12 protein-coding genes are annotated in these 12457 nt (G+C 70.2%); 6 read left to right on the plus strand and 6 right to left on the minus strand.

What is annotated here, in order from left to right; translation table 11 throughout:
* Positions 1 to 9: 9 nt before the first annotated feature.
* Both rnhB and CPZ00_RS05050 read right to left on the minus strand, forming a co-directional pair.
* Positions 10 to 750, minus strand: a complete 741-nt coding sequence (gene rnhB / locus CPZ00_RS05045) for a ribonuclease HII (RefSeq protein WP_096389917.1) — start codon at positions 748 to 750, stop codon at positions 10 to 12.
* Between the two features lie 6 nt (positions 751 to 756).
* Positions 757 to 1584, minus strand: a complete 828-nt coding sequence (locus tag CPZ00_RS05050; RefSeq protein ID WP_096389918.1) for an NAD(+)/NADH kinase — start codon at positions 1582 to 1584, stop codon at positions 757 to 759.
* A gap of 198 nt (positions 1585 to 1782) precedes the next feature.
* On the opposite strand from CPZ00_RS05050, the gene CPZ00_RS05055 reads away from it, so the two are divergent.
* A complete protein-coding gene (locus CPZ00_RS05055; RefSeq protein ID WP_096389919.1) occupies positions 1783 to 3060 on the plus strand; it encodes a KaiC domain-containing protein in 1278 nt (425 codons plus the stop codon).
* Positions 3061 to 3122: 62 nt separating this feature from the next.
* Here the strand turns inward: CPZ00_RS05055 and CPZ00_RS05060 are convergent, their stop codons facing one another.
* Both CPZ00_RS05060 and CPZ00_RS05065 read right to left on the minus strand, forming a co-directional pair.
* Complete coding sequence (locus CPZ00_RS05060) at positions 3123 to 3542, minus strand: universal stress protein (RefSeq protein WP_096389920.1); 420 nt, start codon at positions 3540 to 3542, stop codon at positions 3123 to 3125.
* 62 nt (positions 3543 to 3604) lie between these two features.
* Complete coding sequence (locus CPZ00_RS05065) at positions 3605 to 5509, minus strand: ATP-binding protein (RefSeq protein WP_096389921.1); 1905 nt, start codon at positions 5507 to 5509, stop codon at positions 3605 to 3607.
* A gap of 105 nt (positions 5510 to 5614) precedes the next feature.
* On the opposite strand from CPZ00_RS05065, the gene CPZ00_RS05070 reads away from it, so the two are divergent.
* From CPZ00_RS05070 to prs, 3 genes are all read left to right on the plus strand, one after another.
* Positions 5615 to 5980: a DUF7113 family protein gene (locus CPZ00_RS05070; RefSeq protein WP_096389922.1), complete on the plus strand. Its 366-nt coding sequence runs from the start codon at positions 5615 to 5617 to the stop codon at positions 5978 to 5980.
* A gap of 169 nt (positions 5981 to 6149) precedes the next feature.
* Positions 6150 to 7160, plus strand: a complete 1011-nt coding sequence (locus CPZ00_RS05075) for an HVO_0234 family beta-propeller protein (RefSeq protein ID WP_096389923.1) — start codon at positions 6150 to 6152, stop codon at positions 7158 to 7160.
* 70 nt (positions 7161 to 7230) lie between these two features.
* Positions 7231 to 8079, plus strand: a complete 849-nt coding sequence (gene prs / locus CPZ00_RS05080; protein ID WP_096389924.1) for a ribose-phosphate diphosphokinase — start codon at positions 7231 to 7233, stop codon at positions 8077 to 8079.
* Positions 8080 to 8155: 76 nt separating this feature from the next.
* Here the strand turns inward: prs and CPZ00_RS05085 are convergent, their stop codons facing one another.
* Positions 8156 to 8416, minus strand: a complete 261-nt coding sequence (locus CPZ00_RS05085; RefSeq protein ID WP_096389925.1) for a hypothetical protein — start codon at positions 8414 to 8416, stop codon at positions 8156 to 8158.
* Between the two features lie 116 nt (positions 8417 to 8532).
* On the opposite strand from CPZ00_RS05085, the gene CPZ00_RS05090 reads away from it, so the two are divergent.
* Together CPZ00_RS05090 and CPZ00_RS05095 are read left to right on the plus strand one after the other, a co-directional pair.
* The gene (locus CPZ00_RS05090) at positions 8533 to 8760 is read left to right on the plus strand and encodes a DUF7860 family protein (RefSeq protein WP_096389926.1); all 228 of its coding nucleotides are present in this window, start codon (positions 8533 to 8535) and stop codon (positions 8758 to 8760) included.
* 56 nt (positions 8761 to 8816) lie between these two features.
* Entirely contained in the window at positions 8817 to 9512 is a 696-nt protein-coding gene (locus tag CPZ00_RS05095; RefSeq protein WP_096391605.1) for a uracil-DNA glycosylase, read from the plus strand.
* A 29-nt stretch (positions 9513 to 9541) separates the two neighbouring features.
* Here the strand turns inward: CPZ00_RS05095 and mutS are convergent, their stop codons facing one another.
* Complete coding sequence (mutS, locus tag CPZ00_RS05100) at positions 9542 to 12397, minus strand: DNA mismatch repair protein MutS (RefSeq protein ID WP_096389927.1); 2856 nt, start codon at positions 12395 to 12397, stop codon at positions 9542 to 9544.
* Positions 12398 to 12457: the final 60 nt, after the last annotated feature.

Raw genomic sequence — 12457 nt, forward strand, 5'->3', positions numbered from 1 at the left:
ACCGCGTTCTCAGAACTCCTCGAGTCCCGACTGTTCGTTGGCCACAAGCAGCCGTTCACACGTCCGCCAGGACCGGCGTGCACACTCGGGAACGTCGCCGGTGTCGGCCACGTACGCCTCCAGAAACGCCGTGGTGGTCGGGTCGCTCGGATAGCCGCTCCCGACCCCGTCGTACTCGGGAAACCGGTCGTCGATCGCCTCGATCCGGCGGTCGCGCTCGACCTTGGCCACGATCGAGGCGGCGCCCACGAGCGGCGAGTCGGCGTCGGCGCCGTGGCGGGCGGTGACCGAGACGCCCGGCGGGTCTTCACGGTCCGGATCTCCTGGAAGCGCCTCCTCGAGGGCCTCCCGGACGCGCCGCCCGAATCGCTCCTCGGAGACGTCCCCGGCGTCGACGAGCAGGCGGAGCCGCCGCTCGGGATCGGCCGGCGACGCAGCCGTCAACGAATCGGCCGCCGATCCGGACGACGCCAGGAGATCCAGAACCGCGCGCGCCTGTGCCGAGACGGTGAGCGTGTTCATATCGGTCTCGGGGTCGTCGATCTCGGCGGGCTCGATCGCCGCGGCCCCGACGTCGACGGCGGGAGCCGCCCGCAGTCGCTCGTCGAGCGTGGCGCGGCGCTCGGACGTGAGTCGTTTCGAGTCGTCGATCCCGTCCGGGAGGTCCGCGGGGTCAGCCCGGACGGCGGCGGCGACCATCGGTCCGAGCACGGGGCCCTTGCCGGCCTCGTCGACGCCGATGCGTGCCATCCGGGATCACTCCAGTTTGCCGAGCGCCGCGAAGAAGTCCGAGCGCGGGCCGGCGATCCGCATCGGGACCGCGGCGCGGGAGACGGTCACGTCGATCGGGGGCTCGAAGGCGGTCGGCTGGCGACCGTCGCTGATGACGACCGCCGACTCGGTTCCGGCCCCCGTGACCGTCACCGTGATCTCGGCGTCGGAGTCGACCGCGAGCGGGGCCATCCCCTCGTCGGCACACATCTCGTTGAGGACGACCGCCTCGACGCCCGGATGGAGTATCGGTCCGTCCTCCGAGAGGTTGTACGCCGTCGAACCGGTCTGGGTCGCCACGAGCACGCCGTCCGCGTGGGTGCCGGAGTATAACGCCCCGTCGACGCGAACCTCGTAGTCGATCCCGCCGCCGCGGCCCCGTCGCTCGCCCTGGACCGTGATCTCGTTTGCCGCCGGGGTGGAGCACCACTCGCCGACCCTCGCCACCAGCCGCGGCGCCTCGCGGACGTCCATGTCACCGTCACGGAACGCGGCGACCTCCTCGAGGACCGCGTCCTCGGCGTCCTCGGGCGCGACCGCGTTGAGGAACCCGACCTCCCCGAGGTTGACGCCGAGGACGGGCGTGCCGTCGGCGTTGCGGGCCGCGAACAGGAACGTCCCGTCGCCGCCGATCGCCACGACGAGGTCGCACTCGTCGAACGCCGAGACGGGATTCCCCGCCGTCTCGATCGCGTCCGCTGTCAGTTCGTCGATCCGGACGGCCACCCCGCGGTCGGTGAGCGCGTCCGCGAGCGAGTCGACGAGCGCTGCCGCACGGGGGTTCTCCTTCTGCGCGACGATCCCGACGTCCATACCGCCGGGTTCGGTCCCCGAATAAAAAACCTACACGTAAAGTTTCAAGCCGCGACCCGCCCATCGGTCGGGTATGGGACGTCGTCGAGGGGGGACGCGACCGAGCCGTCGACCGGACGGCGAGCCCCGACGCCGCCGCGGAACGCCGTCGATCCGCTCCGACGGCTCGAGCCACGGCGGCCGACCCGGAGGGAATCGATGACCGAGGACGGCGGATCCGGGGACGGACGCGACCGATCCGAGGACGAGGACGCGGAGGAGGACTGGTTCGAGCGGGCGCGTCGCGAACTCGCCGAATCGAGATCGGACGCGACCGCCGGGACGACTCCGGCTGAGCAGGCCGAAGCGAACCGGAGGAACGACGACGAAGCGAACCGGAGGAACGACGACGAAGCAAACCGGAGGAACGACGACGAAGCGAAGCCGGCAGCTGACACGGACGAGACGACAGGAAGGCCTCCGGAAACCGACGAGCCGGACGCCGAGGGACCACTCGGCGCCGGCGGCTTCGAGGACGGCACGAGGAACGATGGCGACGAAGGCGGGCCCGGGGACGCCGACGACCCCTTCAGTGGCGCCGGGATCGGTCCGGCTCGAGACGCCGGCGGTCCAAGTGCCGGCGGTCCAAGTGCCGGCGGTCCAGGGGCCGGCAGTCCAGGGGCTGGCGACGGTCCGAACGGGGAGTTCGGCTTCGCTGAGTTCGGCGACGTGGGTGCCGGCGAGGGGTCCGCGGTCCCGCCGGGTGAGACGGACTTCGATGACGCGGAGTTGGACTCCGACATCGAGCGGATGGATCTGGGGATCGAGGGCCTCGACGAGATGATCCTCGGCGGCGTCCCCCGCCGGTCGCTCATCACGACGATCGGCGCCGCCGGAACCGGGAAGACGACGTTCGCGCTCCAGTTCCTCCACGAGGCACTCACGAACGGCGACCGCGGCGTCTACATCACCCTCGAGGAGAGCCGGGAGGCGATCCTCTCGACGGCCGAGGAGAAGGGATACGACTTTCGCGGGTACGAGTCGAAGGGGCTGCTCTCGGTCGTCGCGATCGATCCGATCGAGATGGCCAACTCGCTGGCCTCGATCGGCAACGAGCTCGGCCGGCTCATCCGCGAGTTCGACGCCGAGCGACTGGTGTTGGACTCGGTGTCGCTGCTCGAGATGATGTACGACCACCCGGCCAAGCGCCGGTCGGAGATCTTCGATTTCACCAGGTCGCTCAAGGAGGCCGGCGTGACGACGATGCTCATCTCGGAGGCCAGCGAGTCGAACCCCTACGCCTCCAGACACGGGATCGTCGAGTACCTCACCGACGCCGTGTTCATCCTCCAGTACGTCCGCCCCTCCGACTTCCGCGAGACCCGGCTGGCGATCGAGATCCAGAAGATCCGCAACGCGAACCACTCCCGGGAGACGAAGCCCTACGAGATCACGAGCGAGGGGATCTCCGTGTATCAGCAGGCGAACATCTTCTAGCGCCGGGAGACGCCGAGTTGCGAACGGACGGACGTTCGCTCCGTCCGGTCACCGAACGACGGTCACCGAACGACGGTTACCGGCACGGACGCCTTCCGAACGACGCCCTCCGCAACGCTGCCGAGCAGGACCCTGGAGACGCCGGTTCGACCGTGGCTTCCGATGACGATGCCGTCGACGTCCTCGGCCTCCGCGACCTCCCGAATGGTGTTACCCGGCCTGCCGACCTCGGTCAGCGTCTCCACGTCGCGGTCCACGGTCGCGGCGGCGTTCGAGAGGATCGTCTCGGAGAGCGTCGTCGCGTTCTCGTACCACTGCTCGACCGCTCCCGGCATTCCCAACTCCGAGCCCGACGCCGACCGGGCAGGGTTGATCACGTGTAATAACACCAGCTCCGCGTCCGGCCATTCAGCGGCGGCGAACGCCAGGGCGTCGGCCGAGCAGTCCGATCCGTCGACGGGGACGAGTAGTCGTTTGGTCATCGTCGCGGGATTCCTCGGGAACCGTCAAAAGCGTCGGGGTCGCTCGTATGGTCGTCGGACGTTCAGGATCCGTGGCGGGTGAGACACCGCGGGAGGCCGATCAGCTCGACCGGCTCGGAGTTGTCGGGCGAGTAGACGACCATCTGTCCCTTCTCCATGTACGGCACCTTCCCGGCGAGTGTGGTCGGGATGTTGACGCTTGCGATCGCGTCCTCGTCGCCGAGGTTCAACACGACCGTGGTGTTGATCTGTTTGAAGACCGACTCGGCGACGTCCTGGGGGTCCTGCGTGATGAGGAACAGCCCGAGCCGCTCCTTGCGGCCCTGCTTGGCCGCCTCGGTGAACTTCCCGATCACCTTCCGCGCCTGGACGTTGTCGGCGTCCGCCAGGAAGTTGTGCGCCTCGTCCATCCCGACCAGCAGCGGCGTCTCCTTGATCCGGTCGCTGGTCGGGTCGTTCGAGAGCTTGTCGTCGATCAGGTACGACGAGACGGCGAGCACGAACATCTCCTTTTGCCGCGAGGTCGGCAGATGGTACGTCGGGATCACGGTGAGTCCGCCCGGGCGAACCAGCGTGTGGTCGAGGTCGGTGATGGGACGGGCGTCGCCGTCGAAGACGCCGCCGGGAACGGCGCGGGCACGCCGTTTGACCGCGTCGAAGGTGGCCTCGTGGATCCGCCCCGACTCGTGGAGCTCCTCCTTTAAGACCGGGTCGTCGAGGAAGGCGAGGAACTGATCGTAGGTTCCGTCGTCGCCGTAGTCGCGGAAGAACCGCTTCAGCAGGGTCACGAGCCCGGCGTACTGGTTGTCGTTCAGGCTCGAGCCGGCGACGAGCCACGGCCGGTCGCGCACGAGCGAGAAGGGGATGGTGAACGCGACCCGCTCGGCGCGGTGGCCCTCGCCCGGGTACGTCGCGTTCGGGGTCGTCGGCACCAGTGCCACGGTGTCGTCGTGGCCGCCGTGGGCGATCCCCTCCCGCTCGAGCCGCCGGGCGTAGGCGTCGTCGATCGCCGGGTTGTCGTCGTGCATCTGGGCGTACTCGTCCTGCGGGTCGAACTGCACGACCGCCATCCGGGCCTCCCGCCCGTCGTCCATCTCGTAGGTGCGGTCGGGATCGAGGTACTGCCGGAGGACGTTCTTGGCGGCGTGGGTCTTCCCGGATCCGGTCCCGCCGGCCACGAGGCTGTGCCGGAACACCAGCGGGTCGCCGTCGGTGTAGTCGTCGTTCAGCCGGTAGTCGACGGTCGGCGGGCTGGCTGCGGTCTCGACCGTCTCGCCGCCGACCGAGAGGTGGCCGAGGAAAACCCCGTCCTCGGGGATCTTCAGGCCGGTCTTGATCTCCGCGGCGTCGGCGGCCTCCTCGACCACCGCACCCGGCTTCGGGACGCGGTCGGTCATTCGCCGCTTGCGGTCCCCACCGTCGTCGTAGACGACCGACATCGGCTCCAGGTCGGCGACGAACTTGTAGTCGCGCTCGGAGAACTCCTCGCGGCGCATCTGGCGGCGGGCGTGGATCTCGGTCGCGTCGTCCGACCGGAACTCCTGGGCGTACTCGAGGCCGGTGATCCGACAGAAGAGCCGCTCCCCGTCGGGATACGGGACGATCAGGTATTTCCCGAGTCGGACCGACTCCCGGTTCCCGGTCGTCACGAACGCCCGCAGCGTCGTCTCCTCCGCATCCTCGGCGACCCGAAGCCCCTGGGAGACCGAGACGACGCCGAGTCCGTCGTCCTCGCCGGTCGCCTCGACGGCGTATCGCTCGAAAGGACTCGACGCGTCGGCAGTGACGTCGTCGCTCGTCGTTCCGTCGCCGGTCACCGCCCCATCGCCTGCCGGCGTGCCGCCGGCAGTTCCGTCACCGGCTCCGGCCGGCTCAGCGACGTCGGCGGAATCCGCTGCATCCGAGCGCTCGCCGTCGATCGCGTCCTCGTCGTCGGCGGAGAACTCGGTGAAGTCCTCGAGAGTCATACCTACCACACGCCGGGGAAGGGGCAAATCGCTTTCCCCCGAGCCGTCCGGACGTCGCCACGGCGGACCCGGGTGGCTAACCGTCTCGAGCCCGTAGCTCATCGTATGTTGCTCGTGACCGGACGCGGCGGCGGAACGGCGTTGACCGGGACCGTCTTCGAGCGAGGCGAGGAACCGCCGAGCTACGCTGGCGCCCCCGAAGAGGACGCGCCGTACGTCTGGGTCTGTGACGCCTTCTATGAAGTCGACAGCGGCGGCGCCGCCCTGACGGTCGACGGCGAGGAGATCCGGATCGCCTTCGAGGAGCCGGCGCCGCGCGGCTTCGAGTCCCGCGACCGCGCGGTCGCGGCCGCCGAGGAGCACGTCCGGACGCAGTTCGCCCGGATCGGACTCGACCCGGACGAGATCGAGGTCGAAATCGAGACCATGGACCCGGGTGCCGACGCCGGAGTCGGACGAAGCCCGGCCTGAGTTCCGTTGAGGGTCGCTCGTCGCTCCCCGATCGCGATGAGTCCGTTCGATCCACGCTCGCGGCTGTGGCATCCTCCGCGCTCGAGGGGGACATAAGGGGACGCCACCCGGTGGCGACCGTCACGTCGTTCGGGAACCTTTTCCCGGACGCGGATCGCAGTGGCGAACGATGCCCGCCGAGGACGACATCTCGATCGAGGAGAAACGGGTGTACGCCGGCTCCACCGGCCGGACCGACGTCTACGTCGCCAGCGCAGACGGACTCGTTCGGGTCGCCGTCTCGGGGGACAAGATCGGGGAGTTCGGGCTGGTCGCCGGCGTCACGGCTCGGGACGTCGCGGTCGCCAGCCGGTCGGGGGGGCCCGACGTGATCGCCGTCGCGACGGCCGATGATCTCCTGGTGGGCGCGATCGAGGAGGCTGACGACGGGCTCGAACCGATCGGAGTCGGGCCGACGACCGCGGTCGGTCTCCCGACCCCAAATCGGGATGGAAGCGGCGACGGGACCAATGAGGCGGGCACGTCTGCCCGATTCCTCGCGGCGACGGCCGACGGAGACGTCGTCTCCGTGAGCGTCGACGAAGCGACCGCGAACCGGCCCGGAACGCTGGACATCGGGAGCGTCGACGAACCGCGGGCGATCGATTCCGGGCTCGTCGCGGCCGCCGACGGCGTCCATCGGGTGACCGCGGTCGACGGCCCGGCGGCGATGGGCGAAGGTGACGGGATGATCGGTGGCTCGGGCGAGGGACCGATCGACGACGACGGATCGGAACGGCGAGCCGGTCTCGAGCACGTCGGGCTGCGTGACGCCCGCGACGTCGCCGGAGCGGGCGTTCCGCTGGCCGCGACCGACGACGGGCTCTACTGGCTCGCGAACGGTTGGATGGAGTCGATCGAGGCCGCGACGAGCCACGTGGCCGCCGACGGGGATGGACACGCCCTCGCGGCAACCACGGAGGGGCTGTTCGCGCACGCGAGCACCGGCTGGGACCGGGACGCCTGGGAGCACCGGTCGCTCCCGATGGCAGGGACCGTGACGGCGCTTGCGTACGGTCCGGGGATCGCGATCGCGGTAACGGATGCCGGCGCGCTGTGCGTCGACGCCGGGGACGGCTGGCGCCACCAGATCCTGGGCATCCGCGAGATCGGCGGGATCGCGACGCACGCGAGGGAGTGACGGGTCTCGAGACCCCGAGCGAGCGTTCGGAACGAAAACCGGTTTAAGCCGCTTCGAGAAACTGACCGACATGATCGTACCGAGTTCCGGCACGCAGACGCTCGCAGCCGCCCTCGCGGACGAGACGGGAACCCCGCTCGCCACCCCGACGTTCGAGCGCTTCGCTGACGGCGAGCAGCTGGCGGCCGTCCCGGAGTTCGCCGGCGAGGAGGCGACGGTCGTCGCCTCGACGGTGGCCGACGGCGACTGGATCGAGCTCCTCCAGCTGCAGGATGCGGTGCGGGAGGCGGGCGCGAGCGCGGTGACGACGGTGATCCCCTATCTGGGCTACGCGCGACAGGATCAGTCGTTCAAGCCGGGACAGCCGGTCTCGGCGCGCGCGATGGCGCGGGCGGTCTCGACCGGAACGGACCGGGTCATCCTCGTCAACCCGCACGAGGAATCGGTCGAGGAGTTCTTCTCGGTCCCCGTCGAGATCGTCGACGCCGCGGGCGCGCTCGCGGCGCCGCTGCCGAAGCTGCGTGACCCCCTCTTTCTCGCGCCGGATGCGGGCGCGATCGGGATCGCCGAGACGCTTCGTGACGCCTCCGGCTCGGGGGCGACCGACTACTTCGAGAAGCGCCGCGACCGGGAGGACGGCTCCGTCGAGATCACGCCCTCGGACGCCCCGGTCGCGGACCGGGACGTCGTCGTGGTCGACGACATCATCGCGACCGGATCGACGATGAGCAAATCGATCGCGGTCCTACAGGAGCGCGGCGCCGACCGGGTCGTCGCGGCCTGCGTGCATCCCGTCCTCGCCGGCAGCGCCGTGACGAAGCTTCGCGCGGCCGGCGTCGAGCGGATCATCGGCACCGACACGGTCGAGCGGGCCTGCAGCGAGGCCTCGGTCGCTCCGATGATCGCGGCTCGCCTATAACGGACGTGCGCGCCTTATTTATAAAGGAAATACGCGCCTTACTTATAACGGAAATGCGCGGCGCGCTGAGAAGCGGTTAGGCCGCGTCGCCGTCCGGCGACGCATCGCCGAACAGGCGCGGGCGAAGGGTCTCGTAGCCGAGCAGGTAAACGCCGACGTACAGCGCGATCAACCCCATCCCGAGGAACCAGGCGCCCATTTTGAGATTTCCCCCGGTGACGGCCGCGAGCCCGAGGTCCTCGAGGTAGATGCCGACCGAGGAGACCAGGCCGGTTCCGAGCGTCAACCCGAGAAGTTCGGCGACTTCGATGACCTCGGGCGCGAGGAGTTTCGACATACCGTCGCGTCGGCACCCAACGAACCTGAACCTTTCGCGTCGGGCGTGGGGCAGGACCGCCTCCGCCGAGGCGGGAACCAAAACGTGTATAGCACCGTCAGCCGGATATGGCCGGTATGGCCGGGCGATACGGCGAGATGGATTACGGATCGTTGACGAAGGGCGGCGTCGCCGTCGGCGCGGCGCTGTTCGCGATCGGCGCGATCGCGGAATTGACCGTCGGCGCCGGCGGCGGGATCCCCCCGACGCTCGATACCGCGTTCCTCACGATGGAGTTCTTCGGGCCGCTCATCGCGCTCCTGTCGGTGCTCGTGTTCGGCATCGCGATGCCGCTGACCGAATGAGGTGACTGCCGACCGAATGAGGTGACTGCCGACCGAATGAGGTGACCGCGGATCGGATGGACGAGCCCGCACCGAAAGGACCGAACGAGGGCCCCGAGTTCCCCGCGCGGAGACACGTCCTCGAACCGGACTGTTCCCGCTGTGACCGCCTCCCCGAGGACCGGACGTGCATCGGCTGGGGAACCGGTCCCCTCGACGCCGCGGTGATGGTGATCGGCGAGGCGCCCGCCGCCGGGGACCCGGACGCGGAGCGGTGGCGCGGCGGGAACCTGACCGGGAAGGCCTACACCGCGAGCCACTCCGGGCGACGCATCCGGCGGCTGTTCGAATCGATCGGCTACGGCCGCCGGACCTACTACACCAACGCCGTCAAGTGTTTTCCGCGGGACCGCGAGGCCGAGGAACCGACACACCGGGAGCCGACCGCGGCGGAGCTGTCGACCTGTCGGCACCACCTCCGGACGGAGCTGGAGCGCGTCGGTCCCGACGTCGTCTGTCCGACCGGCAAACACGCGACCACGTCCGTCCTCGCGGTCGGAAGCGATGGGGCCGGCGCCCCCGACGACGACGGCGCCGGAACGGAGCTCGACGGCTTCCTCGATGCGGTCCTGGAACCGATCGACGCCGGGATCGGGGCGCCGGTGGTGCCGCTTCTTCACCCCGCCTATCAGGACGTCTGGCGGGCGCGGCTCGGCTACGAGGCCGACGAGTATCGGGACGCGATCGACGAGGCGATCGCAACGGTGATCTAGACGGTTGGGTCGATGCCGTCCGTGACCGGCTACTCCTCGTCGTCGACCCGCCGCTGCCACTCCTGGACGCGCGTCGCGAGCTCCAAGGGCGGCGTCTCGTTGACGTCGACGTCGGTGAGTTCCTCGATCACGGCTTCGACCTCGGGATCGAGAGCGGGGGGTGGACCGCCACGTCCGTCGCCGGCGACCGGTACATCGGCGTCGCCGACCTCGGTGACCGAAGCTCCGGACGCGGTCCCGGCCCGGGAATCATCCCCGTCGCCGGCTCCGGCGGGTGACCCGTCGCCGGCTTCGGCATCGGAGTCCGCGAACGACCCAGCCGAGAGGTCGAAGACCGCCTGGGTCGTCCCGTCCCCCGACCCGCCGGTCGTCCCGGCGTCGCCGCCGCGTGCCTCGATCGCCTTCTCCTCGCGGAGGCGGTCGAGCACCTCCCCGGCCCGGTCGACGACCGGATCCGGAACGCCGGCGATGTCGGCGACGTGGACGCCGTAGGACCGGTCGGTCGGCCCCTCGCGAACGGTCCACAGGAAGGTGACGTCGCCGTCCGCGTCGGATCCGGTCCCGCCGTCGTCGACCGCCACGTGGACGTTTTCGACGCGCGGGAGGTGCTCGGCGAGCGTCGTGAGCTCGTGATAGTGGGTCGCGAACAGCGTCCGGGCGCGCACCCGGTTGTGGAGGTACTCGGTGGCCGCCCACGCGATCGAGATCCCGTCGTAGGTCGCCGTTCCGCGGCCGACCTCGTCGAGGATGACCAGCGACTCCTCGGTGGCCGAATGGAGGATGTTCGACAGCTCCTGCATCTCGACCATGAACGTCGACCGGCCCTGCGCGAGCTCGTCGAGCGCGCCGACGCGCGTGTAGATCCCGTCCACGAGGCCGATGCGGGCCGACCGGGCCGGGACGAAGCTTCCGATCTGCGCGAGCAGCGTGATGAGCGCGGCCTGGCGCATATACGTCGACTTGCCGCTCATGTTCGGGCCGGTGACGATCAGGAAGCCGCGGTCCGGGTCGAGCCGGAGGTCGTTCGGGACGAAGTCGGTCGTCCGCTCGACGACGGGATGGCGCCCCGCCTCGATGTCGAGCACGCCGGGGTCGGCGACCGTCGGTCGCGTCCAGTCGCTCGCCGCGGCGTGCTCCGCGAGCGAGGAGAGGACGTCGATCTCCGCCAGCGCCCGGCCGATCGACTGCAACAGCTCGGACCGGGTCGCGACGCGCTCGCGCAGCTCGCCGAACAGCTCGGACTCCCGCTCCTCGCGCGCCTCCTCGATCCGGAGGATCTCCCGCTCGCGCTCGCGCAGCTCCTCGGTGACGAACCGCTTCGAGTTCTTCAGCGTCTTGATCTCCCGGTAGGCGTCGGGCACGCCGCCGGCCGAGGACTTGCCGACCTGGATGTAGTAGCCGTCGGTCTTGTTCCGGTCGACGGTGACGTGTGAGAGCCCGTGTCGGCGCTTCTCGCGGTCGGCCAGGCCGTCGAGCCACTCGAGGGCCTCCTGGTGGCGGTCGATCAGCTCGTCGAGCTCGGCGTCGTAGCCACGCGCGATGACGCCCCGTCCGGCCGAGCTCGGTGGATCGTCAGCGAGCGCGTCCGCGAGCTCCGTCCGGAGATCGTCCGCGGCCTCGCGGTCGAGCTCCTCGAGGACGGCCGCGATCGGCGAGTCAGCGAGCGCCGTTTCCGAGGTCGTCTCCGCGAGCCGCGGGAGGATCGCGAGCGTGTCGCGGACCGAGAGCAGCTGCCGCGGGCCCGCGCTGCCCGAGGTGGCCCGCGCCGCCAGCCGCTCGAGGTCGTAGGCGCCCTCGAGGCCCTCCCGGAGCTCGTCTCGGGCGAGCGCGGCGCCGGCAAGCGTCTCGACGGCGTCGTGTCGCCGCCGCAGCTCGGCTGCGTCCCGGTGCGGGCGCGTGATCCACTCGCGGAGCAGCCGGCCGCCGGCGCTCGTGACGGTGTGGTCGACGGTCTCGAACAGCGACCCGTCCGACGTGCCGCGGATCGTCTCGGTCAACTCGAGGTTGCGCTGGGTCGTCGCGTCGAGCGCGACGCGGTCGGCGTCCCCGTCGGTCCGCAGCCGGGTGATCGACGCCAGCACGCCGGCCCCCGTCTCCGCGACGTACGCGAGCGCGCCCCCGGCGGCGCGGATCGGGAGATCGGACTCCAGTCCGACCCCCTCCAGAGCACCGTCGCCGAACTGGTCGCGAACCGTCCGCCGCGCGCGTCCCGGGGCGAACGCCTCGCTCGTGTGCACCGAGAGCGTGGTGTCGACTGCCTCGCGGATCCCCTCGAGCAGCGCGTCGTCCTCGCGGACGCCGGGGCCGGGAACGATCTCCGCCGGATCGTGCCGGTACAGCTCCGACCGGAGCTCGGCGGCGTCGGCCGCGGTCGTCACGCGGAACCGCCCGGTCGTCACGTCGACGAACGCGAGCCCGAAGGGCCCCTTCCGGTCGCCTCGTCCGTCGTCACCGGTTTCGGTTCCGTTTCGGGGTCCATCCCCGGTCCCGCTTCCAGTCCCTCCCCCGGAACCACCCTCGCGGACGATCGTCGCGAGGTACTGTGCCTCGGCGTCGGTCGTCTCGAGGAAGGTCCCCGGCGTGACGACCCGGGTGATCTCGCGGGCGTGACCGTCGTCCGTCTCGTACTGGTCGGCGACCGCGACGCGGTACCCCCGGTCGACGAGCGCCCTGACGTACGGCGTCAGGTCGTCGATCGGAACGCCCGCCATCGGGTAGGAGGATCCGTGGGAGGACTTCTGGGAGACCTTTAACTCGAGCTCCTCGCCGACCGTCTCGGCGTCCTCCGCGAAGAACTCGTAGAAGTCGCCACACTGCATCGTCAGGAGGTCGGCGTCGGTCTCGGATTTCAGCGCGAGGAACTCCTCGACGATCCCGGTAGCCATATACCCACCCTCCGACGGTCGAAAGGTAAAACGCTGCGGTCGCCGCGGTCCCCCGGGACG

It is taken from the genome of Halopenitus persicus, from assembly GCF_002355635.1.
In the GTDB taxonomy this organism is placed as follows: Archaea; Halobacteriota; Halobacteria; order Halobacteriales; family Haloferacaceae; genus Halopenitus; species Halopenitus persicus_A.

Excerpts from the sequence above, each read along its gene's own strand:
- CPZ00_RS05095 (WP_096391605.1), top strand. The coding sequence starts at position 8,817 with ATGGACGAGCCCGCACCGAAAGGACCGAACGAGGGCCCCGAGTTCCCC.
- prs (WP_096389924.1), top strand. The coding sequence starts at position 7,231 with ATGATCGTACCGAGTTCCGGCACGCAGACGCTCGCAGCCGCCCTCGCG.
- CPZ00_RS05090 (WP_096389926.1), top strand. The coding sequence starts at position 8,533 with ATGGCCGGGCGATACGGCGAGATGGATTACGGATCGTTGACGAAGGGC.
- CPZ00_RS05085 (WP_096389925.1), bottom strand. The coding sequence starts at position 8,416 with ATGTCGAAACTCCTCGCGCCCGAGGTCATCGAAGTCGCCGAACTTCTC.
- mutS (WP_096389927.1), bottom strand. The coding sequence starts at position 12,397 with ATGGCTACCGGGATCGTCGAGGAGTTCCTCGCGCTGAAATCCGAGACC.
- CPZ00_RS05065 (WP_096389921.1), bottom strand. The coding sequence starts at position 5,509 with ATGACTCTCGAGGACTTCACCGAGTTCTCCGCCGACGACGAGGACGCG.
- CPZ00_RS05055 (WP_096389919.1), top strand. The coding sequence starts at position 1,783 with ATGACCGAGGACGGCGGATCCGGGGACGGACGCGACCGATCCGAGGAC.
- CPZ00_RS05060 (WP_096389920.1), bottom strand. The coding sequence starts at position 3,542 with ATGACCAAACGACTACTCGTCCCCGTCGACGGATCGGACTGCTCGGCC.
- CPZ00_RS05075 (WP_096389923.1), top strand. The coding sequence starts at position 6,150 with ATGCCCGCCGAGGACGACATCTCGATCGAGGAGAAACGGGTGTACGCC.
- CPZ00_RS05070 (WP_096389922.1), top strand. The coding sequence starts at position 5,615 with ATGTTGCTCGTGACCGGACGCGGCGGCGGAACGGCGTTGACCGGGACC.
- CPZ00_RS05050 (WP_096389918.1), bottom strand. The coding sequence starts at position 1,584 with ATGGACGTCGGGATCGTCGCGCAGAAGGAGAACCCCCGTGCGGCAGCG.
- rnhB (WP_096389917.1), bottom strand. The coding sequence starts at position 750 with ATGGCACGCATCGGCGTCGACGAGGCCGGCAAGGGCCCCGTGCTCGGA.